At 64.1% G+C, this 23,571-nt stretch carries 25 protein-coding genes and 2 pseudogenes; 10 read left to right on the top strand and 17 right to left on the bottom strand.

The window, feature by feature from the left end; genetic code table 11:
- Position 1: 1 nt before the first annotated feature.
- Genes LJ656_RS10135 through LJ656_RS10125 form a run of 3 tightly spaced genes read right to left on the bottom strand, consistent with a single transcriptional unit; the run spans position 2 to position 2,540 of the window.
- The gene (locus LJ656_RS10135) at positions 2-1,033 is read right to left on the bottom strand and encodes a lysylphosphatidylglycerol synthase domain-containing protein (RefSeq protein ID WP_230509218.1); all 1,032 of its coding nucleotides are present in this window, start codon (positions 1,031-1,033) and stop codon (positions 2-4) included.
- A complete protein-coding gene (locus tag LJ656_RS10130; RefSeq protein ID WP_230509217.1) occupies positions 1,030-1,845 on the bottom strand; it encodes a 2OG-Fe(II) oxygenase family protein in 816 nt (271 codons plus the stop codon). Before LJ656_RS10130 ends, LJ656_RS10135 begins: the two co-directional genes overlap by 4 nt.
- Positions 1,842-2,540, bottom strand: coding sequence for a CDP-alcohol phosphatidyltransferase family protein (locus tag LJ656_RS10125; protein WP_230509215.1), 699 nt, complete (start codon positions 2,538-2,540; stop codon positions 1,842-1,844). Before LJ656_RS10125 ends, LJ656_RS10130 begins: the two co-directional genes overlap by 4 nt.
- 262 nt (positions 2,541-2,802) lie before the next feature.
- On the opposite strand from LJ656_RS10125, the gene LJ656_RS10120 reads away from it, so the two are divergent.
- A complete protein-coding gene (locus LJ656_RS10120) occupies positions 2,803-3,234 on the top strand; it encodes a hypothetical protein (RefSeq protein WP_230509214.1) in 432 nt (143 codons plus the stop codon).
- A 51-nt stretch (positions 3,235-3,285) separates the two neighbouring features.
- On the opposite strand, the gene LJ656_RS10115 is transcribed toward LJ656_RS10120, so the two are convergent.
- Positions 3,286-3,822, bottom strand: coding sequence for a hypothetical protein (locus LJ656_RS10115; protein ID WP_230509212.1), 537 nt, complete (start codon positions 3,820-3,822; stop codon positions 3,286-3,288).
- Positions 3,823-4,451: 629 nt separating this feature from the next.
- Here LJ656_RS10115 and LJ656_RS10110 point away from each other — a divergent pair.
- The gene (locus tag LJ656_RS10110; protein WP_230509211.1) at positions 4,452-5,603 is read left to right on the top strand and encodes a porin; all 1,152 of its coding nucleotides are present in this window, start codon (positions 4,452-4,454) and stop codon (positions 5,601-5,603) included.
- Between the two features lie 77 nt (positions 5,604-5,680).
- Here LJ656_RS10110 and LJ656_RS10105 read toward each other — a convergent pair whose 3' ends face one another.
- Complete coding sequence (locus LJ656_RS10105; protein ID WP_230509209.1) at positions 5,681-5,926, bottom strand: hypothetical protein; 246 nt, start codon at positions 5,924-5,926, stop codon at positions 5,681-5,683.
- On the opposite strand from LJ656_RS10105, the gene LJ656_RS10100 reads away from it, so the two are divergent.
- A complete protein-coding gene (locus LJ656_RS10100; RefSeq protein ID WP_075297201.1) occupies positions 5,925-6,278 on the top strand; it encodes a hypothetical protein in 354 nt (117 codons plus the stop codon). The two genes, LJ656_RS10105 and LJ656_RS10100, sit on opposite strands and share 2 nt — an antisense overlap.
- A 122-nt stretch (positions 6,279-6,400) precedes the next feature.
- Positions 6,401-6,913 (top strand): metal-dependent hydrolase, encoded by a 513-nt coding sequence (locus tag LJ656_RS10095; protein ID WP_230509207.1) that lies wholly within the window; start codon positions 6,401-6,403, stop codon positions 6,911-6,913.
- Between the two features lie 69 nt (positions 6,914-6,982).
- Here LJ656_RS10095 and epsC read toward each other — a convergent pair whose 3' ends face one another.
- The 3 genes from epsC to LJ656_RS10080 all read right to left on the bottom strand — a co-directional run bounded on the left by epsC (position 6,983) and on the right by LJ656_RS10080 (position 8,711).
- On the bottom strand, positions 6,983-7,909 hold the full coding sequence (epsC, locus tag LJ656_RS10090; RefSeq protein WP_230509206.1) for a serine O-acetyltransferase EpsC: 927 nt from the start codon (positions 7,907-7,909) through the stop codon (positions 6,983-6,985).
- Between the two features lie 217 nt (positions 7,910-8,126).
- Positions 8,127-8,360: a hypothetical protein gene (locus LJ656_RS10085; protein ID WP_169500824.1), complete on the bottom strand. Its 234-nt coding sequence runs from the start codon at positions 8,358-8,360 to the stop codon at positions 8,127-8,129.
- A gap of 3 nt (positions 8,361-8,363) precedes the next feature.
- Positions 8,364-8,711 (bottom strand): hypothetical protein, encoded by a 348-nt coding sequence (locus LJ656_RS10080; protein ID WP_230509205.1) that lies wholly within the window; start codon positions 8,709-8,711, stop codon positions 8,364-8,366.
- Between LJ656_RS10080 and LJ656_RS10075 the strand changes: the two genes are divergently transcribed.
- Positions 8,695-9,147, top strand: coding sequence for a DUF3005 domain-containing protein (locus LJ656_RS10075; protein WP_230509203.1), 453 nt, complete (start codon positions 8,695-8,697; stop codon positions 9,145-9,147). The genes LJ656_RS10080 and LJ656_RS10075 overlap by 17 nt on opposite strands.
- Positions 9,148-9,295: 148 nt before the next feature.
- Here the strand turns inward: LJ656_RS10075 and araD are convergent, their stop codons facing one another.
- From araD to LJ656_RS10040, 7 genes and pseudogenes are all read right to left on the bottom strand, one after another.
- Positions 9,296-11,074 (bottom strand): L-arabinonate dehydratase, encoded by a 1,779-nt coding sequence (gene araD / locus LJ656_RS10070; RefSeq protein ID WP_230509201.1) that lies wholly within the window; start codon positions 11,072-11,074, stop codon positions 9,296-9,298.
- 31 nt (positions 11,075-11,105) lie between these two features.
- The gene (locus tag LJ656_RS10065; protein WP_230509199.1) at positions 11,106-12,047 is read right to left on the bottom strand and encodes an ABC transporter permease; all 942 of its coding nucleotides are present in this window, start codon (positions 12,045-12,047) and stop codon (positions 11,106-11,108) included.
- A complete protein-coding gene (locus LJ656_RS10060) occupies positions 12,047-12,961 on the bottom strand; it encodes an ABC transporter permease (protein ID WP_230509196.1) in 915 nt (304 codons plus the stop codon). Before LJ656_RS10060 ends, LJ656_RS10065 begins: the two co-directional genes overlap by 1 nt.
- On the bottom strand, positions 12,958-14,037 hold the full coding sequence (locus LJ656_RS10055; RefSeq protein ID WP_230509195.1) for an ABC transporter ATP-binding protein: 1,080 nt from the start codon (positions 14,035-14,037) through the stop codon (positions 12,958-12,960). The genes LJ656_RS10060 and LJ656_RS10055 overlap by 4 nt, the downstream gene beginning before the upstream one ends.
- Before the next feature lie 99 nt (positions 14,038-14,136).
- Positions 14,137-15,309 carry an extracellular solute-binding protein gene (locus LJ656_RS10050; protein WP_230509194.1) on the bottom strand — a complete coding sequence of 391 codons (1,173 nt, stop codon included), beginning with the start codon at positions 15,307-15,309 and terminating at the stop codon, positions 14,137-14,139.
- Positions 15,310-15,565: 256 nt separating this feature from the next.
- The gene (locus LJ656_RS10045) at positions 15,566-16,519 is read right to left on the bottom strand and encodes an SMP-30/gluconolactonase/LRE family protein (RefSeq protein WP_230509193.1); all 954 of its coding nucleotides are present in this window, start codon (positions 16,517-16,519) and stop codon (positions 15,566-15,568) included.
- Positions 16,516-16,845: pseudogene (locus LJ656_RS10040) on the bottom strand (dihydrodipicolinate synthase family protein); the annotation flags it as partial. The gene LJ656_RS10045 and the pseudogene LJ656_RS10040, both read right to left, overlap by 4 nt.
- A 454-nt stretch (positions 16,846-17,299) precedes the next feature.
- On the opposite strand from LJ656_RS10040, the gene LJ656_RS10035 reads away from it, so the two are divergent.
- A complete protein-coding gene (locus LJ656_RS10035; RefSeq protein WP_230509192.1) occupies positions 17,300-18,004 on the top strand; it encodes a helix-turn-helix transcriptional regulator in 705 nt (234 codons plus the stop codon).
- Here the strand turns inward: LJ656_RS10035 and LJ656_RS10030 are convergent.
- Positions 17,988-18,306: pseudogene (locus LJ656_RS10030) on the bottom strand (helix-turn-helix domain-containing protein). The gene LJ656_RS10035 and the pseudogene LJ656_RS10030 sit on opposite strands and share 17 nt — an antisense overlap.
- A 152-nt stretch (positions 18,307-18,458) precedes the next feature.
- On the opposite strand from LJ656_RS10030, the gene LJ656_RS10025 reads away from it, so the two are divergent.
- A complete protein-coding gene (locus tag LJ656_RS10025) occupies positions 18,459-19,052 on the top strand; it encodes an acyl-homoserine-lactone synthase (protein WP_230509190.1) in 594 nt (197 codons plus the stop codon).
- A 134-nt stretch (positions 19,053-19,186) separates the two neighbouring features.
- Here the strand turns inward: LJ656_RS10025 and LJ656_RS10020 are convergent, their stop codons facing one another.
- Positions 19,187-19,876: a FadR/GntR family transcriptional regulator gene (locus LJ656_RS10020; protein ID WP_075297175.1), complete on the bottom strand. Its 690-nt coding sequence runs from the start codon at positions 19,874-19,876 to the stop codon at positions 19,187-19,189.
- 273 nt (positions 19,877-20,149) lie between these two features.
- Between LJ656_RS10020 and LJ656_RS10015 the strand changes: the two genes are divergently transcribed.
- From LJ656_RS10015 to LJ656_RS10005, 3 genes are all read left to right on the top strand, one after another.
- Positions 20,150-20,617, top strand: coding sequence for a universal stress protein (locus LJ656_RS10015; RefSeq protein WP_230509187.1), 468 nt, complete (start codon positions 20,150-20,152; stop codon positions 20,615-20,617).
- Positions 20,618-20,997: 380 nt separating this feature from the next.
- Positions 20,998-21,654: a helix-turn-helix domain-containing protein gene (locus tag LJ656_RS10010; RefSeq protein WP_230509186.1), complete on the top strand. Its 657-nt coding sequence runs from the start codon at positions 20,998-21,000 to the stop codon at positions 21,652-21,654.
- A gap of 176 nt (positions 21,655-21,830) precedes the next feature.
- Positions 21,831-23,123 (top strand): SUMF1/EgtB/PvdO family nonheme iron enzyme, encoded by a 1,293-nt coding sequence (locus tag LJ656_RS10005; RefSeq protein WP_230509184.1) that lies wholly within the window; start codon positions 21,831-21,833, stop codon positions 23,121-23,123.
- The last annotated feature ends 448 nt before the right edge of the window (positions 23,124-23,571 follow it).

The following is a 23,571-nucleotide window of genomic DNA, read 5'->3' as shown; positions in this document are numbered from 1 at the left end:
ATCAATGGGCAACCGGGGCGCGCCGTGGGGCGCGCCGCCGTTGCCAGCGTCGTTCGCTGAAATGCAGCACCAGCAGGCCCGGCAGGCCTAGCAGGAGTTCCCGCGCACGCTTGGCGAGCGACAACGCCAGCGCCGCGTCGGGCGGCAGACCGACCAGCGGCGCGAGCAGCAGATAGCCGCCCTCCTGCACGCCGAGCGAACCCGGAATCATAAACGCCGCGCCGCGAATCGCCTGACCGATGCTTTCGAGCAGCAGCGCGTCGAGCCAGCCGACCGGATGGCCGAGAAAACGCAGCGCGAGCCACACCTCGAACGTGCCGACGATCCAGCCGACCAGGCTCAGCAGAAAGCTCGCGACGACCCGGCCGCGCTCGCCATACAGCGCCTGCACGGCGGCATCGACCGATTCCGCGCGGGTCATCAGCGACGACCAGTCGCGCTTGCCGAACAGCTTCGACACGAGCCCGAGCAAACCGCCGAACAGGCCGCGCCGCTGCGCGAAGTAGAACAGCGCGATCAGCGCGCCGAGCACGCAGGTCGCGACGAGGGTGGCGGTGCGCACGTCGTGCAGCGTGCCCTGCGCGGCGTACGCGCCGAACATCGCAAGGCCGCCGAGCGCGAACAGGATTTGCGCGAGCGCCTGCCAGGTCGTGCTGACGGTAATCGCCGCGGCCGCGTCGCGCAGCAGCATGCCGCGCTGCGACAGCTGCCGCACCATTACGACCGGACCGCCGATCTGGCCGGCCGGCAACAGGCTATTCACCGATTCGCCGATCCAGCGCGCGAACAGCGCATCGCGCAGCGACGGCTGGTGCGGCTGCGCGCCGTCGCGCGCGGGTTCGTTACGCTTGAGCAGGACTGAAATCGCGCCGGCATCGAGCACCAGCGGCACGAGGTGAAACAACGCGACCACCGCGAGCCCCCAGCCGGCCGCGAGCAGCGTCGAGGCTACCGAGCCGAACCCCTGCCACGCGAGCAGGCCGACGAACAGCGCCGTGCCGATCGACAGCAGAAGTACGGCCGCGCGACTCATGCCGAGTCCTTCGCGCGCGAGGTCATCTGACGGAACACCTGGCGGAAACCGAAGTACGCGATCGCGTCCTTCATATTGGAAATAAAGCGGCGCCACGGCCGCATATTCGGGTCGGTCACATACTCGAACGTCAGCGACACGCGCATCTCGTTCGCGCCGGCCGGCGTAATCCGGTGACGCAGCTTGTCGCCGTCGAAAAACACCAGGCCGCCCGGCGGAATCTGCACCGAGCCCGGTTGGTCCGGCACGTCCGGATTGCGCGTATGCAGCTCGTACTCGAGCCGGCAAGTCGATTCGTCTATCACGCCGAGCAGCAGCGTATAGCGGCGTCCGTCGTAGTACGAAGTATCGTAATGCCAGCCGATATGGTCGCCGGGACGCGTGTAGTAATACAGCGCATACGCGTGCGGATCGTCGGCCGGCGACACCTGCAGCTTGTCGCCGCTCAGTTGCTCGAGCCAGCCGATCAGCTCCTTCGAGCGATACAGCTCGGCGATGAACGGCGCGAGCCGGTCGATCGTATGGCGGCTCACGCTGCCGCCCTGCTTGTGCCCCGGCAGATAGTTGCGGTTCACTTCGTCGAGCAGCGCGCGGGCGCTATGAATCAGCTGCGCGGTGACTTCGGGCGCGAGAAAGTCTTCCAGATACAGAAACGCATCCTGAGCGGCGAAATCCTTGCGCAGGCGCGGGTTGTCGAACGTGCGCGTGCGGCTCGCGACCGCCCGGTCCGGATCGGGCGCGGGCGTGAGGGCGGCTGCGGGAGCAACGGACGACACGGGCGCGATCACGTCGTCTTCGGCGTGGAAACTCATTCGCTGGCCCAAAGTTGAGTTTTGGAAGCTTCGGCGCCGGGAGCCGCCGGGCGCGCGCTGCGGCGCGCGACGCGGCAGTAATCGACCACGACCCACGCGGCGAAGAGCGGCGCGCCGATCGACGCGACCACCACGAACGGCTCGGTCACGCTGGTCAGCGTGACGATCGGCAGTAGATACAGCACGTCCTCGGTCTCGAAGCCGCCGAGCGACGCCTGCCTGGTTCCGGCCTTGCCGGCCATGTCCTCGATGCGCATGCGCAAAAAGAAAATCAGCGCGACGGCCACGCCGGCGACTGCGCCGAGCACGCCCGGCGAGACCTTGAGGCTGCCGAGCGAAGTGCCGCCGACGCCGATGCCCATGCCGACGAACAGCATCACGGTGACGAGCGCGTCACATGCGAGGTCGTAAAAATGACCGATGCGGCTCGATTTGCCGCCGATACGCGCGAGTTCGCCGTCCGTATGATCGACGAAGTTCGACAGCACGATCAGCAGCGCGCCCGCATTGGCCCATGCAAAACCGCCATGAGCAAGGCACAACGCGCCCGCTACGCCGATCAACAGGCGCAGCGTGGTCAGGTGATTGGGCGTGACCCAGGTATCGACTAGCGGTGTCACGAGCCGGCGGGCGAGCCGGGCGTCCCACGTGCGTGGCAATGGGACGTTTAATGGAGATTGGGCTTGCGAAGTCATAACCCGGAAATATATACGGGATCGTGAAAGATTGCTTTCATCCTGTACGTTTCTTTGCGCTTGAACAATCACGTTTCGATGCCGGCGACAAAGCGCAATCGCGGGAATCGCGATAAAGTGCGAATCCAGTTGCGCCTGCCGAGCGAAATCCCTTCGATGCATGGCGTTTCGCCGCCCGCGACGCTGCGCCAAAGGCCGTTGTGAATCCACGACATCGAAGCGGACCTGTCGCCTAAACTCATGAACCGCTCATGAACCGCTCATGAACCGTTTTCTTGTCCCTGTCCTGTTGCTCGCGGCGTTTGCGCTGCCGCTGCCGTCGTTCGCGGTGGAACTCGATACGCCGCTGACCTGCAACGAGAGCGGCCACCAGTTCATCGCCGATCTTGTACAGCAACAATTAATCGACCCGAAGCCGAGCCATGTCGAACGCAATTCGATCAACGCGTTTTCGCCGGTCTCCAACGCCAATCTGACCGCGTTCGGCTTTCGGGTGTTCGCGGTGGTCGGCTTCGAAAAAGACGATCCGCTGTTCCGCGTCGGCGACGGCGAGCCGCTCGCGCAATCGGCGTACGGCGCGGTCGTGTTCGGCAGCGAGGACAAGGTGAAACGTGCGTTGCAGGACGCCGGCAGCACCGCCATCGTGCATCACGTCGCGCCGCTGATCACCGCGATTTTCTGCAAGCGCAGCTAGGCCGCGCCGCTTCCGGCCCGCTCGCTCACCACCGCGCTGTCCAGTTGCCGCTCACCCCGGCCGGCGAAATTCGTTTTCCACCCACGCCGCGGCGCTCGCCTTGCTGAGCTTGAACGTCGGCGCGACCTGCACCTGCGCGATCTGTTCGCCGAACATATCGAGCGCGCTCAGCAGCGCGTACGGTTCGATATCGTCGGGGATGATGTCGAGCGTGATTTCGAGTTCGTCGTTGCCGTCCGCGCTCGGCACCCGCAGCGTCTTGTGCAGTTGCGCGCGCAGTTGCTGCTCGTGACGGCGCAGCACCTCGGCCGCGGTCTTCACCAGCGTGTTGAACGCGGAGACGTCGAGCGGCTTCGGGTCCTTCTTGTTGCGGCCCATCGTCCACGGTCCGACCAGCGCGGGCTCCGCCTCGCCGTCCTTGATCATTTCGACGGCCCAGCCGTCGTCGTCTTCGTTCTTGATCACGCGCGCGGTCCAGCCGTTGTCGCGCCACAGACGATCCTCGTGCACGCTTTCGTCCGCTCCGGACGATTCTTCGGTCGGCAATTCGGCGTCCATGTCGGACGAGGGCAAGGGCGTGTCGGTCATCGCAGGTTCACTCACTTCGCAAGGCATCAAACAGATTCGAGCCCGCGATTTTACCTGCCCGCGACCGCGCCGCCCCGCCACCCTGCCGAACGGACAAGTCGCGGCGGCCACCGCGAACCGTCCGGGCGCGCTAATAAACTGTTTTATCCCGCATTAAAAGCGTATAAATTCCATTTTTAAATTGGGATAAAAAAACGCGGCCCGCAGGCCGCGCGTAAAAATGAAAAAGACCCACTTGGTCAGAGGGGCCGAGCGGAATTATAAATGGCGGGCCGGCCTGGTTTAATAGGCAGATCGCAAGACTGCGTTGCGCAAAATAGTAGAAATCAGTAGCCGTGAAAGCTTGCCGACAGGCGCATACGCGCCGTCGGCGTCGCGCTCCGGCAACGGCGTTTCGCTTGACAATGCCGCTCGCATTTAATTGTCAAAAAGACAGTTCTTTTATACGCCGGCACTTACCGGTTTACGTTTTACATTTCCAAAGACCGGAATTAATTATTGTAATGCGCGCAATCAAGTACCCGTGCAACCGGAATACACTGCGCCGCGAATCGCCAGTCATCGAGCGCAATGAGCGCCTCATCGCTGGAACACGGGTTCTCCATGCACTTTTCCGGAGTAATCAGAAGATGAACAAAACCCTTATCGCAGCCGCTCTGCTGGGCGCGTTCGCCGTCACCGCGCAGGCGCAAAGCAGCGTCACGTTGTACGGCTCGCTCGACGCCGGCATCGTCTATTCGAACAATCAGGGCGGCCATAGCAACTGGCAGCAAGGCAGCGGCGCGCTGTCCAATACCTACTTCGGCCTGCGCGGCAGCGAAGACCTCGGCGGCGGCATGCACGCGCTGTTCACGTTGGAAAACGGCTTCGATCTGAGCAACGGCCGCAACACCGAAAACAGCACAATGTTCAACCGCCAGGTGTTCGTCGGCCTGCAGAGCAGCAACTTCGGCACGCTGACCTTCGGCCGTCAGTACGACTCGGTGAGCGACTATCTGGCGCCGCTGTCGGAAGCGGGCGAGGGTTTCGGCAACAACCTCGCGGCCCACCCGTTCAACAACGACAATCTGGCCAGCTCGTTCTCGATCAGGAACGCGGTCAAGTACACCAGCGTGAACTATGGCGGCCTGAAGTTCGGCGGCCTGTACGGCTTCAGCAATGCGGCCGGCGAGTTCTCGAACAATCGCGCGTGGAGCGCGGGCGCATCGTACGACAACGGCCCGCTGCGTTTCGCCGCCGCCTATCTGCAACTGAACAACTCGGGCAGCTCGAACCTGAACGGCGCGGTGTCGCAAGGCGACGGCACCTCGGCGATCGGCGCCAATCTGCAGCGTTCGTTCGGCGCGGGTATCAGCTATGCGTTCGGCCCCGCGGTGGCCGCGTTCGTATACACCCACTCGCAGCTTGACGGGATCACCGGCATGAATGTCGGCGGCGCGACGCTGCCGGGCATCGGCGGCACCAATCTGCATCTGGACAACTATGAAGTGAACGGGCGTTATGCACTGACGCCGGCGCTGAGCTTCGCCGGTTCGTACACGTTCACCAACGGCAAGATGAGCGGCGCGAACGGCTCGGGCGATCCGCGCTGGCATACGGTGTCGCTGCAAGGCGATTACCTGCTGAGCACGCGCACCGACGTGTATATCGAAGGCGTGTATCAGCATGCGTCGGGCAAGTTCGGCAGCTTCGGCCGCAACGTCGCGTCGATCAACACGCTCGCGCCGGCGTCGACCGACAATCAGGTGGCCGCCGCGATCGGTCTGCGTCACCGCTTCTGATAGCGACAGGTCTTCTACGAGCAGCGGCTGCGCGAGTGCGGCGATTCGCGCAGCCCCCGCACCCGCGCGTGCTGCGATCACGGCGCGGGTTTTTTCGTGGACCTTACGATTCGCAGTCGCACTCGCATACGAACGGCGGCGGGTAGTGACGATGCCGCGGCGCGCTCGGTATACTCCCCCGGCCGAGATGCGCCGCCGTGCAATACGAACGACGCGCGCGTCGCGGCTTCGTCGCGAAGCATCGCGCTGCCCGTCAGCGCGGCACGCTTCGCCCGCGCCTCACCTTCCCATGCACGACCGGGAACGCCGACGATCGGATCCATGAAAAGACTTTTCCTGCTTGCCCCTGCTGTCGCCCTCACTGCCACTCTCGCCGCCTGCGGTTCCGCCAGCGGCCCCGCGCGCGATGCGTCGGTGCCGTTGGTGTACGTGTCGTCGTCGCGTCCGCCCGCGGCGATTGCCGCGTGCCTCGAAGACCGTCTCGCGCGTGTGCGCACCTCGCACGCGGGCGCCGCGACCGAACTCGCGGTCGGCGCCGATGGACGCAACTCGTACTTCATCACGCTGACGCCGCTCAACGGCAGCACCGTGATCAAGGTTATGCGCCCGGCCAATGCACCCGACGATCCGCCCGAAGAGGAAATGCGCTTCGACATCGCGCGCTGCGCGTCGTAAGCAGTTTCGTCAGCACCGAGCCGGCGCGCGATTTTTATCTCGCGTCGGCTATTTTTTTATGCGCGCATCTGCGAACATAGCCGCCCTCTGATTTTCGGGCGGCGCTCGTGCCGCAAGCTTCAATGGCATCAAGCAAAGCCCATCAAGCGACCGGCTTCGCGGCCGGCGTCATCGCTGCCGCAATCGTCGCGCGCCACGGCGGCGGTCCGTTTCAGGCGGGCGTGCTGCTCAGTTTTATCGCCGGCATGGCCGGCGCCACCGCGCCGGACTGGCTCGAGGTCGCATGGTGGTCGCGCGCGCGGCGCCTGTGGATCACGCATCGCACTTTGACGCATTGGGGTATCGGCTGGCTCGCGTTGCTCGCGCTGTCGTACCACCTGCTCGGCCATTCGATCTATGCAGCGCCGGCGTTCGGCTTCGCATGTGGCGGACTCATGCATCTGTTCGCGGACTGGCCGAATCCGCTCGGCGTGCCGTGGATCGCCGGGCGCCACTCGTTGAACCTGTGGAATAGCGGGAACTGCGATCTGATCGTCGTCGCGGCGTCGTGGGCGGCCGCGTGGTTTATCGGCCAGCACGTGTGGCTGCACGACGCCTATGGCTTGCCGTGGTTACGGCATTTGTGCGCTGGCTGACGCGTGCCCGGAATGCGAGTCCGGGCAGCCCCTTGTAATTGAATCTTCGCTGCCGGCTTGAGCCAGCTGTCAATGCCGGCCCGCGTGATCGCGCTCGCCTTCGCGGACCTTGCCTTGCGACACGCTGCTGCCCGGCGGCACGCTATGCGTGAGCCACACATTGCCGCCGATCACCGAGCCGCGCCCGATCGTCACGCGGCCGAGAATCGTCGCGCCCGCGTAGATCACCACGTCGTCCTCGACGATCGGATGGCGCGCATTGCCCTTGATCAGCGTACCGTCCTCGTCGGCCGCGAAACTCTTCGCGCCCAGCGTCACCGCCTGATACACCCGCACCCGCTCGCCGATGATCGCGGTCTCGCCGATCACGACGCCGGTGCCGTGGTCGATAAAAAAGCTCGGCCCGATCGTCGCGCCCGGATGGATGTCGATCCCGGTGGCCGAGTGCGCGATCTCGTTGATAAAGCGCGCGAGCAGCGGCACGCCGAGACGATGCAGCGCATGCGCGATCCGGTGATGGGTCATCGCGCCCACGCCCGGATAGCACAGCAGGATTTCGGTGATGTGCTGCGCGGCCGGGTCGCCGGTGAACGCCGCCTGAATGTCGCTGACGAGCAGCGCGCGAATGCCCGGCAGTTGCGTCGCGAATTCGCGCGCGACCGCGAACGCGCGCTCGCGCAGCTCGGTCTCCGGCGTGGTGCCGAACTCGGGCAGAAAGCGCAGCGCGCGGCGAATCTGTTCGGCCAGCAGACGTAACGTGCTTTCGAGCGTATGGCCGACGTAGTAATCGACGGTTTCGTCGGTCAGGTCGGGCGCGCCGTAGTGGGTCGGAAACATCGCGGCGCGCAGACCGGCGACGATATTGATCACCGCCTCGCGCGACGGCAACTCGCGAATACCGAGCGGGTGGCGCGTGCGATGCAACTCTTCACGCGACGCGCGCAGGTCGGCGACGATCTGTTCAAGACCCCAGTTCTGGGAGGGCACATTGGGCATGGGGAAGGCGCCGCGCGGCAAGCACGGTTCAAAGTGGTTATTGCGCAGAGATTACCGCGTTTTAACGGACGGGGTGCGCGATGGCACAGTTCGACGAGACGATGGCATCGGCGCGAGACAGGGACAGCGGCGCGCCTGACCGGCTGCGCGCAGTGTGCCGCGACACGTGCTTCAGCGTGCCACCGGCGAGCGCTTCGCGCGGCCGGTCTGGCGGAAGTCAGATAGTCAGGCTGCTCATATCGATCCAGCGCACCGCCCAGTCGCGCGCATGGGCGATCGCCGCCGCTTCGTCGGAGAAACGCAAATCGGTGGGAAAGAACCGGTTGGCCACCAGTTCGCCGTCGCTCGAACGCGAGATCACCACATACGGTTGCCAGGAACCGTCGCCCGCGCGCGCCGGTTCGCAATTCAACAGATAGCCGCGATGTGTAAATGCAGCATCGAAGTGCATGAGTCACCCGCCCCTGAAGCCCCGTAACATGTTTTCGGTCGCGCGGCCCTGTGATTTGTTCATTATTTCCGGTTCCGACATAACCTCAACCGCATGTCGTCGAATTAACCGCGCAGCGCTCGCCGGAGTAAGATCATACTCTGTAGAAAATACGCGTTCATTAAAAAAATCGAAAAGAATCGCGAACGTCATCGCCCCTTCATCAACCGACAAATGCGTGGCGCGATGAAGCGCGCGGCAGGCGTCGCGCACATGCGGCGCAGCGCGCCGCGATGAAAACTCGGAACGGCTTTTGCTGGGTCTTTCAACGATGTCTTCTTCTGGAGAATGCACGATGAACAGCGCGATCACGAAGCCGGAAAACGCCGGCACCAAACCGGACGCGAAGGATCCGAACAGCACGGACATGCACAACGACCGCACGCACGACAGCACGGTCGACACCGACGGCAAGAACCACGAAGCCGCGCGTATCGCGGGCCACAGCCCGATTTCGCCGGACGAGATCACCACCAGCAATGCGACGCTCGACAACAGCGTGCCCGAAGCACTCGATGGCATGGCCGGCTTCGACAGCCGGATCGGCGGCAATCATCTACTGCTCGCGCTCGAACCGGGCTATGCGGTAATCGACAAGGGCATGGTCGAACCGCTGGGCGCTTATTCGGCCGATCATCAGTACTACGACCCGCGTCCGGTCGGCCAGCGCCAGGACCGCGGCCGCATTCATTACGCGCTCAATCATTTGCGCCCCGCACGCGTGATCGAAATACAGCGGCTGAAATAAACGTGAGCGGATAACGCGCCGCTCGCCGCGCGTTTCAATTACCGCTGGTATTCCGTTTGACCAGTAAATAATGGAGCACGCGCCGCCTGATTCCGGTGCGTGCTTTGCGGGTTCGATATTTGCGAATTCGACGCGGTCTGAGCCGGTGTTAGTGAATCTCCGGCTCGCCGGTGGAACGCGGGTTCGCCACGGCCGCCGCAGCAGCGGGGGCGGCGGTGGCAGCGGCGACCCCGCCGCGTTGCAGGAAATCGAAGTCGCAACCCTGATCGGCCTGCATCACATGCGCCTGATGCAGCGCGCCGTAGCCGCGCTCGAAGCGCGCCGCCGGTCTGTTCCACGCGGCCTTGCGGCGCGCGAGTTCGTCGTCCGATATCAGCAGGTTCAGCCTGCGCCGCGGCACGTCGAGTTCGATCAGATCGCCGCTTTGCACCAGCGCGAGCGGCCCGCCGACGAACGACTCGGGCGCCACGTGCAGCACGCACGCGCCATAACTGGTGCCGCTCATCCGCGCATCGGAGATGCGCACCATGTCGCGCACGCCTTTTTGCAGCAGCCTGCGCGGAATCGGCAACTGGCCCCACTCGGGCATCCCCGCGCCGACCGGCCCCGCATTTTGCAGCACCAGCACGCAGGTTTCGTCGATATCCAGCGAGTCGTCGTCGATCCGCGCGGCCATGTCGTTGTAATCGCTGAAGACGACCGCGCGGCCGGTATGCACGAGCAGATGCGGCTCGGCCGCGCCCGGTTTGATGACCGCGCCGCCGGGCGCGAGATTGCCGCGCAGCACCGCGAGGCTGCTGTCGGCGAGCAGCGGCTTGTCGCGGCGGCGGATCACGTCGTCGTTGAAGATTTGCGCGCCGGCCAGATTCTCGCCGAGCGTGCGGCCGTTCACCGTCTTCTGCGAACCGTCGATCGATTCGCCCAGCTCCGCGAGCAGCGCACGCAATCCGCCCGCATAGAAAAAATCTTCCATCAGATAGGTGCCGGTCGGGCGGATATTCGCGAGCACCGGCGTGCGGCGCGCGATCTCGTCGAAGCGATCGAGCGTCAGATCGATGCCCGCGCGGCGCGCGAGCGCGATCATATGCACGACCGAATTGGTCGAGCCGGACAACGCGACGCAGGTCGTCACCGCGTTATCGACCGATGCGGCGGTGATCAGATCCGACGGCTTCAGATCCTCCCACACCATCTCGACGATGCGCCGGCCGGTTTTCGCGGCCATCTGCGCATGCCGCGAATCGACCGCCGGAATCGACGCGAAGCCGGGCAGCGTGAAGCCGAGCGCTTCGGCCGCGCTGGTCATCGTCGACGCGGTGCCCATCGTCATGCAGTGGCCCGGCGAGCGCGCGATGCCGCCCTCGACGCCCTGCCAGTCATCCGCGCTCAACGTGCCGGCGCGCAGCTCGGCCCAGTAGCGCCACGAGTCGGAGCCGGAGCCGAGCGTCACGCCGTTCCAGTTGCCGCGCAGCATCGGGCCGGCGGGCAGAAAGATCGCCGGCAGATCCATCGAGATCGCGCCCATCAGCAATGCGGGCGTGGTCTTGTCGCAACCGCCCATCAGCACCACGCCGTCGGCCGGATACGAGCGCAGCGTCTCCTCCGCTTCCATCGCGAGGAAGTTGCGATACAGCATCGTGGTGGGCTTCTGGAACGGCTCGGACAGCGTCTGCACCGGCAGCTCGTCGGGAAAGCCGCCGGCCTGCCAGATGCCGCGCTTGACCTCTTCGACGCGCTGACGGAAATGCGTGTGGCACGGATTGATTTCGCTCCATGTATTGAGGATCGCGATGACCGGCTTGCCCGCATATTCTTCGCGGTCGTAGCCCATCTGCGCGGTGCGCGAGCGATGGCCGAACGAGCGCAGATCGTTCGCGCCGTACCAGCGATGACTGCGCAACTGCTCGGGGGTCTTTCTGTTCGTCAACGTCTACTCCACGATTGGCGCCGCGCATCGGTCAGCGCCTCTGTTCCTTGACGCGCGACACGATCTGCGTCGGGCTCACGAATTGCAGCGCGATCAGCACCCAGATCAGCGTGATCGCCATATAGATCATCGCCATCGCGTCGATCGACTGCGGCGCGCGCACGCCGGTCGAGAATACAGCGTAGTACAGCGCGACCACCAGCGTCTGCGTCGCCGGTCCGGCGGTGAAAAACGTAAGCTCGAACATGCCGATCGTTCGTACCAGCACCAGCAGCCCGGCGGCCAGCATACCCGGTACCAGCAGCGGCAACAGCACGTAGCGGAAATAGCGGAACGTGTTCGCGCCGAAGATGCGCGCGGCCGCTTCGAGGTTCGGATCGATCTGCTCGATGAACGGCGTCATCACGAGGATCACGAACGGCAAGGCCGGCACGAGGTTCGCGAGGATCACGCCCCACAGCGTGCCGGCGAGGCCGATCTTGTACATCACGGTCGCCATCGGAATGCCGTAGGTGACGGGCGGCACCATCAACGGCAACAGGAAGATCAGCATCGCCAGACGCTTGCCGGGAAACTGCACGCGCGCGAGCGCATACGCGGCCGGCACGCCGAGCAGCACCGACAGCAGCACGACCGCGCCGACCACCTGCACGGTCACCCACAGCACGCTCGCGAGCTGAAAATCACGCCATGCCTGCGCATACCAGTGCAGCGTGAAGCCCTGCGGCAACGCGGTGCCGAACCAGCGCGTCGCGATCGAATTGACTGCGACGGTGGCGATCAGCAGCACCACGTTGAGCAGAAAGAACACCATCAGCGCCCATACCAGCGTCTGCCACAGGCGGCCGGCGACGCTCGCGCGCTGACGGGCCTGTTGCGCGGGTTCGCCGGCGCCGTCGCCCGGTCGTTGCCGGGACGCCAACGCGGACGCGTTCAGTTCGGCGGGCGCCGGCGCGCGGCGATCGGTCGTCATCAGCCTTTGCCTCCGCTCGTGGGTCCGCGATAGAACCAGCGGCGCGCGCCGAGCAGCGCGGCGACCACCAGCAGTTGCACGAAGCCCATCACCATCGCGATCGCGGAGGCGAGCGAGTAGTCGTAGCTCTCGAACGCGGCTTCGGCGGCGGCAATCGACATCACCCTGGTCGGGCCGGCCGGCGCGCCGAGCAGCACCGCCGACGGAAACACCGAGAACGCCTGCACGAACGACAGGCACGCGGCCATCGTCAGTCCCGGCACCAGCAGCGGGAAATAGATGCGCCGGAACTGCTGCCACGGACTCGCGCCGAGTGTCGCCGCGGCGCTCGCGAGCGTCGGGTCGATGCCGGTCACGTACGACAGCGTCAGCAGAAACGCGAACGGAAAACCCGACACGATCAGCGACAGCAGCACGCCGGTGAAGTTATGCGTGAGCCGCACTTCGCGTGTGTACAGATGCAGCGCCTGCAATGCCTGCGGCAACCAGCCGTGCGGGCCGAAGTAGGTCAGCATGCCGTCGGCGATCAGCACGGTGCCGAGCGTGACCGGAATTACCAGCAGCGTCGTCACGATCTTCTGATAGCGCGAGTAGCGGCGCAGCGCGAACGCGACCGGCACCGACACGCCGACGTTGATCAGCGTAGCGGGCACCGCCAGCTTCAGCGTGACGATGATGGTCGGCCACATCGACGTGTCCGTGAAGAACGTCAGATAGTTGGCCCAGATGCTGCCGCCGTTCATCGGGCGGAACGACAGCGCGAGTCCATACGCGAACGGATAGATGAACAGCGCGACGATGAACAGCAGCGCGGGGGTGACGAGCCACGCTTTCGCGTCACGCGGCGTACGCGCCAGCAACGGCGGCGACAGCGTCGGCGGGGTTGGCGTGGCGGGGGTGGTTGGCGCGTTCATGCGGCCTCGGCGTCGTAGACCAGCACGCGCGCCGGCCGCACCCGCAACGCGATGCGTTCGCCTTGCGCGAATTCGCCGCTCACGCGCGCCCATACGTCGCCGAACGCGGTCTTCGCGCGCAGCAGGGAATCGTGGCCGCCGTATTCGACCGCGTCGATCAGCGCGTCGAACGCGTTGTCCGCGCCGGGCGCGGCAAGCTCCATGTCCTCGGGACGCAGCGCGACGCTTACGCGATTGCCGTTGAACGCGGCCATCGGCGTGCCGGCGAGTCGCACGCCGTTCGCGCCGGCCACCACGTGGTCCCCTTGCATCCCTTCCAGCGTGAACTCGGCGACGTTGCGATAACCCATGAAGCGCGCCACGTGCAGATTGCGCGGCCGCGTATAGACCTCTTTCGGCGTCGCGACCTGCTGCACGACGCCCTCTTTCATCACGACGATGCGATCGGCCATCGACAGCGCTTCGTCCTGATCGTGCGTCACGTACAGCGTCGCGCGTTCGAGCCGGGTATGAATGCGGCGAATTTCCGCGCGCATTTCGATGCGCAGCTTGGTGTCGAGATTCGACAGCGGTTCGTCCATCAGGATCAGCGGCGGCTCGATCACGATCGCGCGCGCGATCGCCACCCGCTGCTGCTGGCCGCCGGACAGTTGTCCCGGCAGCTTGTGCTCGTGGCCGACCAGTTGCACGAGCTGCAGCGCTTCGCGCGCGCGGCGCGCGATCTCGCTGCTGCCGACGCCGCGCATCTTCAGTCCGAAGCCGACGTTCTCGAGCACGCTCATATGCGGGAACAGCGCGTAGTTCTGAAACACCATGCCGAAGCCGCGCTTTTCCGGCGGCAATACGTCGATGCGCCGTTCGTCGAGCCAGATGCCGCCGCCGCTCAAAGGCTGCAAGCCGGCGATACAGTTCAGCGCGGTCGACTTGCCGCAGCCCGACGGCCCGAGCAGCGCGATGAACTCGCCGCGCCGGATCGTCAGGTCGAGCCCTTGCAGCGCCGCGATCGCGTGGCCTTGGGCGTTGGTGAAACTGCGGCTCACCGAGTCGAGTCGCAACTGCTCGAAGTGATGCTTCATGGCGGTTTCCTGATCCGCTTGGCGCGAGCGCTAAGGCCGGTGCTGCGCGAGTGACGGGGGCCTCGCGCGGGGTACGGGTACGGTTCTCGCCGGGCCGCCCTACTTCGTCTTCTGCGCGCCCACGTCGCTATCCCACTTCCTGAAGGCCGCGACCATCGCCGCCGCATTCAGCGGCAAAGCGTGCGGACGGTCGGTCAGCATCTTCGCGTACTCCGGCCGGCCGAACTTCGTTAGTACTTCCTGGCTATGCGCGGGCGCCTGCTCGACGGTCACACCCTTGATCGCCGGGCCCGGATAGAAGTAGCCGTCGTCGTAGGTCAGCGCCTGTTGCGCGGGCTCCAGCATGAAATTCATCATCTTGTAGAGCACGTCGAGCTTTTCCTTCGGCACGCCCTTCGGAATCACCATGTAGTGCGCGTCGTTGACCCACGTCATGTTGTCGAATGGCTGCACGCGAAATTCCGCCGGCACGATGCCGAGCGCGCGCGGGTTGATGTCCCAGCCGGTCACCGTCACCGTCATATCGCGGGTGCCTTCGCCGAGTTCCTTCATCACCGCCGAGGTCCCGCCCGGATAGTAAGGAATGCAATCGTTCAGCTGCTTGAGAAACGCCCACGTCTTGTCCCAGCCGTGCACGGGATCCTGCGGGTCCTTGTCGCCGAGGATGTACGGCAGGCCCATCAGGAACGTGCGGCCCGGGCCGGAATTGGCCGGGCGCGCATAGATCAGCTTGTCGGGATGCGCCTTGCACCACTGCAGCAGTTGCTCGGGTGTCTTCGGCGGATCGCTGACCTTGGCCGGGTTGTACTCGAGCAGCGGACCGGCCGGCATATACGCGACCTCGAGCCCGTAGCCCTGGGCAAGCTCCTGCATCTTGCGCGGACCCGGCGCATATTTATCGAGCACGCCGGGAAACTGCGCCGCGTTGTCGGGCAAGAGCTTCAGCCACAGACTCTGTTCGATGCCCGCGGCGAGCGCGTCGGTGCCGGTCAGCACGAGATCGATATCGGAGCGGCCGGCCGCCTGCATCGCCTTGATCTTGCCCGGCAACTGCGGTGCCGGCGCGTTCGTGTAGGTGATGTTGCCGACCAGGTTCGGATATTTGGCTTTGAACGCCTCGAAGCCTTTTTGCGTGAGTTGCAGATCGCCGGCCACGTCGACGATGTTGATCGTGACCGGGTCGGCCGCGTGCGCGGCGGGGGTGAAGGCGGCGCTCGCCGCGAGACATACGACGGATACCAGCTTGAGCGACAACCTGTGCGAAACAGTCATTGCGTCTCCTCGCTTCTTGGTATGGAGGCCCGCCGGTCAGAGCACTGCGGGCGTGTCTTTCTACCAACGCAACATAGCGAAGCGCAACAGCCGATGTCAAGCAAATAGTCGTGGTCGGCGGGGGTGCGCGAACATGACTGATTCGGCTAGAAATCCTTGCGGCTCAATGGTTTGTCCGCGGCGTCCAGGACAAACCCGAGCATCGGAAACGCTGACAACAAACGTTGTCAGGCAAGCGGACGACTAGTTATCCCTCTTAGCCGCCGCGCACGCCCTGGGTGTTCACATAGAGCGAGTACAGCCCATGACTCGCGGCCATGAACAGCCGGTTGCGATGCCGGCCGCCGAAGCACACGTTCGCGCAACGCTCCGGCAACGCGATATGCCCGAGCGCCTCGCCCTGCGCATTGAATACGCGCACGCCGTCGAGTTCGTCGGTGCCCATGCCCCAGCCGCACCACAGATTGCCGTGCACGTCGACGCGAAAACCGTCCGGCGTGCCCGGGCCCGCGTCGATCAGCACGCGACTGTTCGACAGCGTCGCGCGTTGGCCCTTGCCGTCGCCATTCACGTCGAACACGCGAATCTTGCGGGTCGGCTCGCCGCGCGATTCGACCACGTACAGCAACGCTTCGTCCGGCGAAAACGCCAGACCGTTCGGGCCGAGCACGTCGTCGGCGACCATCGACACCTCGCCCGACTGCCCGTCGATCCGATACACGCATGCGCTCAGTTCCGACTGCTGCTGCTCGCCTTCGTAAAAGCCGTCGATGCCGAAGCTCGGATCGGTGAACCAGATCGAGCCGTCCGATTTGACGATCACGTCGTTCGGCGAGTTGAAGCGCTTGCCCTGGTAGCGATCGGCGAGCACGGTGATCGAGCCGTCGTATTCGGTGCGGGTCACGCGGCGTGTCAGGTGTTCGCAACTGACGAGGCGCCCTTCGCGATCGCGCGTATGGCCATTCGCATTGTTCGACGATTGCCGGAACGTGCTGACCGCGCCGGTCGTTTCGTCCCAGCGCAGGATGCGGTCGTTCGGGATATCGCTCCACAGCAGGTAACGGCCGTCGCCGAACCACACCGGCCCCTCCGACCAGCGCGCGCCCTGATACAGACATTCGACGGAGGCCGACGCCAGAATCAGCGACTTGAAGCGCGGATCGAACACGCGGATGGAGGGATCGGGATAGCGTCGGCTGTTGTCGATCATGCGGATGGCTGAGTGTCGGAGTGGTTGGGATGAGCTTGTGCGAACTCGCGCTCGAGGGCGAGCAGCGTTTGCGCGGCCTGCGCGATCTTCGCATGATGCTCGGCCGGCGTCGAACTGAGCAGCGGCAACAGCGGTCCGGTGTCGGCGAGACCCGCGACCGCGACGGCGTCGTGCAGCACGACCGTCGTGAAGCCGCCGAGCGGCAGCACCATCGCGGTCCGGTAGCGGGTCTGCGCGAGGATGCGCGCCTGGTCGAGCATCTTGCCGTAGTGGGGGCCGATCGCCGGAATCACTCGCGTGACGGGGCTCGTCGCATCGGCCAGCAGCCGTTCCAGTCGTAAATTATTCTTCTATAAGACAATATGGGCTGTCGGCCGTCTACCCGCGCCGCGGCCGCCTCGGCATTTCCGGGGATCTGCAACCGTCGGTAGACATTAACCGCGTTACCAGATAATCGGATGAATACGATTAACTGAAAATGCAGCTAGCAATACTGTTGTCAACCAGACAGATTAAAATCGCCTGTCGCGATTAAATGAGCGGTTTTTAAGCGCTGACGCATCCCGTATTAGCTTAAATTTGACGTCGCCAGGCGTAACGTTCGCGATCCGGCAAGTCCAGCCGTCCCCCGCGAGGGAAGCCAGCGCGCTGATTTTTAATTTTTAGTGATAAATTACGCGGATAAAACAGGCGGACAGCACAGCTGCCCGTCGATAACGCAAATGGGCTGTTTGCGAGTCTGAGAGAGTCAAAAAATTGTCGCTACATTTTATCGAGCAGATGGCACCGCTACTGGACGCCGCCGACGAAGCGGAATGGTTCGGCGCGATCGCGGGCCTCGCCGAGACGTGGGGCTTCGACAGGATTCTGGTCGCGATGCTGCCGCGTCCCACCATGCGGCTGGAAGACGCCTACCTGCGCAGCACTTATTCGCCGGCATGGCGCCAGACCTATGACGAGCAGGGGATGGTCCATTTCGACCCGACGGTCGCGCATTGTCTGTCGCGTTCCGCACCGCTGATCTGGACGCCGGAGATTTTCTCCACCCCCGCGCAACAGTCGCTGTACGAGGAAGCGCGCGGGTACGGCCTGCGCTCGGGGATCTCGCTGCCGATTCACGGACCGAATCAGGAAGCCGGCATGATGTGCTTTGTCAACGACAGCACGCCGTCAGACAAATTCCGGCGCGATGTGAACGCCGCGTTGCCGAACCTGGTGCTATTGCGCGACCTGGTGATCGATACCAGCCAGCGCCATCTGAATACGCACGCTCAGAGCCTGCTGCCGAAGCTCACGCCGCGCGAGCGCGAATGTCTGATGTGGACCGCACGCGGCAAATCCACCTGGGAGATCTCCCACATCCTGAACTGTTCGGAAGCCGTGGTGAACTTCCATATGAAAAACATCAGGACGAAATTCGGCGTGAATTCGCGGCGTGCGGCCGCAGTGATCGCGGCCCAGTTGGGTCTTATTGACCCGGGTTAAGCAGCGCGGCGGCGTCGCGGCTGTACATCACCCGTTCGGCGCGGCCCAGATCCGCGTCCGACACCGTCTTCATGAAATACAGACCCAGCAGGATCGACACCGGTGCCGGAATCTCCGCGCCCGACTCGAAACGGCTGCCGCGCGACTGGGTGACGCCGAAACGGGCCCAGAAACGGCGCTGGCTCTCCTTTTTCTTCTTGCGGTAGGCAATGATCAGAACGCGGTCCACTGCCGAGGAAACCTCCGCGGGACGCGGTCGGGAGATGGGTCTGCGGTTGCCAGTGATTGTCAAGAAGTTCCATTTTCGAGCCCTGTAGGTTATTGGCGATACGTGTCCGAATTCTCCTTTACGCGATAAGCATCCACACCTATCCAGGTAGGTAGGTGGCACAAAGATTCAAAGTGCATACGTTTTCCTGCGTACTGGCAACCCCAACACGTTCAGGAGAACGTCATGCAAACAACGATCCGTATTGGAATGCGGCAGGAATTCGACAACGAGCTGATCAACGAGATGTACCGCCTACGGGCGCGGGTGTTTCACGGGCGGCTTGGGTGGGAGATCCCGACCATCGCGGGGATGGAGATCGACGGCTACGACGCACTCGGCCCGCACTACATGCTGATTCAGGACGAACAGCAGCGCTTACGGGGCTGTTGGCGACTGATGCCGACGGAAGGCCCCAACATGCTGAAAGATACCTTCCCGCAGCTGCTGCATGGCGCCGCGGCGCCGTGCGGACGTCATATCTGGGAATTGAGCCGATGGGCAATCGAAACCGGTGGAGAGGAACAGTCGTTTGGTTTCACGGATATGACAATCCGCGCGATTCAGGAGGTCATGCGCTTCGCGCAGCGCATGGGCATCACTCACTACGTGACGGTCACCACCACGCCGATCGAGCGGATGCTGCGCCGCGCCGGCCTCGACATCAGCCGGCTGGGCGAACCGATGAGCATCGGCGTCGAACGCGCGGTGGCGCTCGACGTCGCGGTGAGTGAAAAAACCCTGACCGCACTGTTCGGCCCAGTCGCCGCAGCCGCGTAACCGCGGTCCGAACGGGTTTGGATACGGCCTGTTGCCGCAACCGCAAAGCCGCTCTGCCCGCCGCTATCCGCGGTAGCCCGGATAGATCGCGCCCGGGCTCGCGGTAGCGATAACCCGGCCGGGCGCGCGCAGACTCAGGAGCCGAACATCCGCTCCAGCGCATTTTCGAGATGCGCGCGCATCGCCTCCCCCGCCCCCGCCGCATCCTTGCGGCGGATCGCGTCGAGCACCGCCATGTGCTCGGCCTGCACCAGCCGCTGCCGTTCGACCGTCTTCACCAGCGACAGATTGCGCGACAGATTCATGCTGAACATGATCTGCTCTTCGATAAACGACATCACCGTAATGAAAAACGGATTCTTCGACGCGCGCGCGACCGCCAGATGGAACATAAAGTCGTCTTTCGCGCCGATCCCCTGCGTCTCGATGATGCGCTCGAGCTCCTCCCACGCGTGCTGGATCGCGGCGATATCGTCGGCATCGGCCTTCAGTGCCGCCTGCGCGGCCGCGCCCGCCTCCGTCACGATGCGGAATTCATAGCAGCGGCGAATATCGGACAGGGTTTCCAGCGGCGCGAAGCGGCGCACGTCCGGATCGGGCCGCCGCGCGACAGTGGTCCCCGAACCGTGCCGCGTGGTGATGATGCCGTCGGCGCGCAGCCGCGCCAGCGCTTCGCGCACGGTCGGCCGCGAGGTCGCGAAACGCTCGGCCAGCGCATGCTCGGTCGGCAGGCGCTCGCCTTCCTTGTATTCGCCTTCGAGAATGCGGCTGAGAATGTCGCTGTAGATCTGGTCGGGCAAGCCCTTGGTTTTGCGATCGTTCATCTGCGGACTGGGCAGCGGGTCGGGAATGGCCTGATTGTACGGTCAAGCATCGGGCCGCTTCAGCAAACTTATGCGCGCTGTATCGGGCGCGAGCGCCCGCGCACCGCCGATTTTCCGTATGTTTAAACGCGGATATATTTAGCAAAAGCTTGATCTATGTCTAGGTCGAGTGCATCTTTTTCGGCAACTCTCTAAAGTTCGCTGGTATAAAAGACCAATTAACCCTGCCGTGCGAACAGCGCGGCAGTCGCATTTTTCACACGCGGAGCCGATATGTACAAACGCATTCTTGTAGCGGTCGACGGCAGCAACACCTCACGCCGGGCGTTCGAAGCAGCGCTCGACCTCGCCGAAACCAACGGCGCGGTACTGAGGCCCTTCTACGTCGTGGAAAATACTCCGATGTACTTTGAGGCCCCCGGTTACGACCCGTCCATTCTGCGCACCCGGCTGGTCGAGGAAGGCCAGGAACTGCGCGCCGAATTCTCGAAAGCGATGGCCGAGCGCGGCGTGCAAGGCGACCCGGCGGTGGCCGAAGCGTCGTCGCTCGGGGATGTATCCGAAGTCGTGCTGAAGGCCGCGGCCGAATTCAACGCCGACCTGCTCGTCATGGGCACCCACGGCCGGCGCGGCTTCCAGCGGCTGATCCTCGGCAGCGTCGCCGAACGGTGTGTGCGCCAGGCCACCCTGCCGGTGCTGCTGATCCCTTCCGCTGCGGGCGCAGACAAAGACCGCGCCTGATTTTTCTATACACGGGGCGGCGCGCCACGCATCGCCCCGCCTCGATCGAGCCGCTCCACCGATCGAGGCGCGCCGCCGCACCATCCAGTGGCTCCCGCCCCTCCCGCCAGAGCACGCTTCGCCGCTCAGGACCACCGAGCAGACAGACGCGTCACTTTGCCACCAAAGGCGCGTCATAGCGGGTGGGAAAATCCACCCCTACTACGATTCGCGCGCAGACCATGTTGACCCCAACCCCGACCCGCCGGCCCCGTTCAACCCGCTCCACCCGGAGCACCAAGCGCCCCACCGTCAAGCCGGCGCGTAGCGCTCGCGCCGAGCCCGCCGTCCCAACACCGCGCCCGCCCACCCGTACCGAAGCCCGTTGCTCGAGTTGCTCGATGCGTCAGTTGTGCATGCCGCAGGGCCTGTCGGCGTCCGAACTATCGCAACTCGAAACACTGATCTGCAGCGCGCGCTGCCTCGAGCGCGGCCAAACGCTGTATCGCACCGGCGACCGCTTCGACAACATCTACGCAGTGCGCTCCGGCTCGCTGAAAACGGTGATGCTGCACCGCGCCGGCCGCGAGCAGGTGACCGGACTGCGCCTCGCGGGCGAAGCGCTCGGTCTCGACGGCATCAGTACCGGCACGTATGCATGCAGCGCGGTCGCGCTCGAGGACAGCACCGTCTGCATCGTCCCGTATCGGGCGTTGAGGTCGCTGTGTCGCGAAAGCGGGCCGATGCAGGACCGCATGCACAAGCTGCTCGCCGCCCATATCGTCAGCGAGGCCGCGCAGATGATGGTGCTCGGCTCGTTGTCCGCCGAAGAGCGCGTCGCCGCGTTCCTGCTCGACGTGTCGCAGCGTAATGCGCAGCGCGGCTACTCGGTGTCGGAATTCAACCTGCGCATGACCCGCGAGGAGATGGGCAGCTACCTCGGCATGACGCTCGAAACGGTCAGCCGCGCGCTGTCAAAATTTCAAAAGAGCGGGCTGATCGACACCCAGGGCAAGCTCGTCCATATTGTCGATCTGGCGCGGCTGCAGCAGATCTGAACTGCCCTGGTTGAGCGGGACGCGCCGCCTCGCGCGGCCCATGCAGTCCTCCATCTCATTGGATCGGCTGGTCCGCCGGTTCCACCGGGCTCACGCGCGGCGCTCATTTCGCCTTGGCATGGCCCCTGCGAGCGGGTACAGTCTTCAGACCGTCCCCCACAAGGAGACCCGGCGAAATGAATCGCGACCCCGCCCCACATCACCCGCTCGTGCAGCGCCTGATCGATGCGCGTCAAGTCACCGACGCCCTGTTTGCGATCGTCAAACCCGACTATCTGTATGAAAGGCCGATCCGCGAGCGTCACCGGATCGTGTTCTATATCGGCCATCTTGAAGCGTTCGATCGCAATCTTTTCGACCAGCGCCTATTCGATCTGCCGGCCTTCTCGGCGCAACTCGACCAGCTCTTCGCATTCGGCATCGATCCGGTCGACGGCGGTTTTCCGACCGATCAACCCGCCGACTGGCCGTCGCTCGAAGCGGTGCGCGAATATGCGACGCGCGCACGCCGGCAGATCGATGCCGCGCTCGCCGGACTCGGCGATCCGACGCGAAACGAGGCGGCCGCGCAATTGCTGAACGTCGCGATCGAACATCGCTTGATGCATGCGGAAACGCTTGCGTACATGCTTCATCAGTTGCCGCTCGAACTGAAGGACACCGCGTTGCGTGAACCCGTGAACACGCAGGGGGGGCGGCGCGACGCGTTGGCGTCGATGGTCAGCGTGCCCGCCGGCTCGTGCGTACTCGGCATGCCCCGCGAAGCCGGCCGCTTCGGTTGGGACAACGAGTTCGGCGAAATGCGCGTGGAGGTACCCGCGTTCGACATCGATCGCTATATGGTGACGAACGGCGCGTTCGTCGACTTTATCGACGCGGGCGGTTATCGCGAGCAGAAGTGGTGGTCGCCGAAAGATTGGGCGTGGAAGGAAGCGGAGCGCATCGCGCATCCGGCCGGCTGGTCGCAACGCCTGGCTCCGGACGGCTCCAGTCAGTGGACCCTGCGCACGATGTTCGCCGAAGTGCCGCTGCCGCTCGACTGGCCGGTCTACGTGAGCCACGCCGAGGCAAGCGCGTACGCGCGCTGGGCCGGCAAGGCGTTGCCGACCGAAGCGCAATGGCAGCGCGCGGCGCAGGGCGCGCCGCACGCGAGCGCGGGTAATTTCGATTTCCGCCACTGGGACCCGCAGCCCGTGGACGCGCACCCGGACAACATCAGCGCGTTCGGCGTGCAAGGCCAGTTCGGCAATGGCTGGGAATGGACCTCGACGCTATTCGAAGCACTGCCAGGCTTCGAGGCATTTCCGTTCTATCCGGGTTATTCGGCCAACTTTTTCGACGGCCAGCATTACGTGCTGAAGGGCGGCTCGGCGCGCACCGCGCAATGCATGTTGCGGCCGGAATTTCGCAACTGGTTCCAGCCACATTATCAATTCGTTTATGCGGGATTTCGCTGTGTGCGGGCCTGACGAATTAAGCGGAAGCTGGAAACAAATTCCAGCTTCCGCTTTAACGCAATTTTTTCAAAAAAATGCTTTAAATTTCCACAACGCTCACAAACCGAAAGACGCTTACAGTGGTAAATTGGCACCCCGCTTCGTCTAGCTGGCGTTTGGCAGCACGCAACTTCCGCCCGAAACTTAGATGTGCTCTCCAGCGATCACGCGCCATCCGCTCCAGCCGACCCGCTCGTATTTGCTCAACTACATCAGGAAGTTTCCAATAAAAGACGCTCGTTTGCATCCCGACACGTTCAGCAAGTTGCCTAGCCGGATATCGGGCTCTCGTTCCATTATGCGGCGAATTGCTCGTCGCAAATCTTTCTCATCCCGCGGCAGCTTCTGAGATTCGAGGTACCGCGAGAAAACGATCGCATTTTCATTCCCAAGTTTTGCTCGCTTACGTCGGCACAGATCC

Source organism: Paraburkholderia sejongensis (genome assembly GCF_020880815.1).
GTDB lineage: Bacteria > Pseudomonadota > Gammaproteobacteria > Burkholderiales > Burkholderiaceae > Paraburkholderia > Paraburkholderia sejongensis.
This window is presented reverse-complemented; position numbering and strand designations above follow the sequence as displayed.

Excerpts from the sequence above, each read along its gene's own strand:
- LJ656_RS10115 (WP_230509212.1), bottom strand. The coding sequence starts at position 3,822 with ATGACCGACACGCCCTTGCCCTCGTCCGACATGGACGCCGAATTGCCG.
- LJ656_RS10005 (WP_230509184.1), top strand. The coding sequence starts at position 21,831 with ATGAATCGCGACCCCGCCCCACATCACCCGCTCGTGCAGCGCCTGATC.
- LJ656_RS10085 (WP_169500824.1), bottom strand. The coding sequence starts at position 8,360 with ATGCACTTCGATGCTGCATTTACACATCGCGGCTATCTGTTGAATTGC.
- LJ656_RS10060 (WP_230509196.1), bottom strand. The coding sequence starts at position 12,961 with ATGAACGCGCCAACCACCCCCGCCACGCCAACCCCGCCGACGCTGTCG.
- LJ656_RS10130 (WP_230509217.1), bottom strand. The coding sequence starts at position 1,845 with ATGAGTTTCCACGCCGAAGACGACGTGATCGCGCCCGTGTCGTCCGTT.
- LJ656_RS10135 (WP_230509218.1), bottom strand. The coding sequence starts at position 1,033 with ATGAGTCGCGCGGCCGTACTTCTGCTGTCGATCGGCACGGCGCTGTTC.
- LJ656_RS10045 (WP_230509193.1), bottom strand. The coding sequence starts at position 16,519 with ATGATCGACAACAGCCGACGCTATCCCGATCCCTCCATCCGCGTGTTC.
- LJ656_RS10110 (WP_230509211.1), top strand. The coding sequence starts at position 4,452 with ATGAACAAAACCCTTATCGCAGCCGCTCTGCTGGGCGCGTTCGCCGTC.
- LJ656_RS10065 (WP_230509199.1), bottom strand. The coding sequence starts at position 12,047 with ATGACGACCGATCGCCGCGCGCCGGCGCCCGCCGAACTGAACGCGTCC.
- LJ656_RS10020 (WP_075297175.1), bottom strand. The coding sequence starts at position 19,876 with ATGAACGATCGCAAAACCAAGGGCTTGCCCGACCAGATCTACAGCGAC.
- epsC (WP_230509206.1), bottom strand. The coding sequence starts at position 7,909 with ATGCCCAATGTGCCCTCCCAGAACTGGGGTCTTGAACAGATCGTCGCC.
- LJ656_RS10025 (WP_230509190.1), top strand. The coding sequence starts at position 18,459 with ATGCAAACAACGATCCGTATTGGAATGCGGCAGGAATTCGACAACGAG.
- LJ656_RS10050 (WP_230509194.1), bottom strand. The coding sequence starts at position 15,309 with ATGACTGTTTCGCACAGGTTGTCGCTCAAGCTGGTATCCGTCGTATGT.
- LJ656_RS10120 (WP_230509214.1), top strand. The coding sequence starts at position 2,803 with ATGAACCGTTTTCTTGTCCCTGTCCTGTTGCTCGCGGCGTTTGCGCTG.
- LJ656_RS10035 (WP_230509192.1), top strand. The coding sequence starts at position 17,300 with ATGGCACCGCTACTGGACGCCGCCGACGAAGCGGAATGGTTCGGCGCG.
- LJ656_RS10075 (WP_230509203.1), top strand. The coding sequence starts at position 8,695 with ATGAACAGCGCGATCACGAAGCCGGAAAACGCCGGCACCAAACCGGAC.
- LJ656_RS10015 (WP_230509187.1), top strand. The coding sequence starts at position 20,150 with ATGTACAAACGCATTCTTGTAGCGGTCGACGGCAGCAACACCTCACGC.
- LJ656_RS10100 (WP_075297201.1), top strand. The coding sequence starts at position 5,925 with ATGAAAAGACTTTTCCTGCTTGCCCCTGCTGTCGCCCTCACTGCCACT.
- LJ656_RS10010 (WP_230509186.1), top strand. The coding sequence starts at position 20,998 with ATGCGTCAGTTGTGCATGCCGCAGGGCCTGTCGGCGTCCGAACTATCG.
- LJ656_RS10095 (WP_230509207.1), top strand. The coding sequence starts at position 6,401 with ATGGCATCAAGCAAAGCCCATCAAGCGACCGGCTTCGCGGCCGGCGTC.
- LJ656_RS10055 (WP_230509195.1), bottom strand. The coding sequence starts at position 14,037 with ATGAAGCATCACTTCGAGCAGTTGCGACTCGACTCGGTGAGCCGCAGT.
- LJ656_RS10105 (WP_230509209.1), bottom strand. The coding sequence starts at position 5,926 with ATGGATCCGATCGTCGGCGTTCCCGGTCGTGCATGGGAAGGTGAGGCG.
- LJ656_RS10125 (WP_230509215.1), bottom strand. The coding sequence starts at position 2,540 with ATGACTTCGCAAGCCCAATCTCCATTAAACGTCCCATTGCCACGCACG.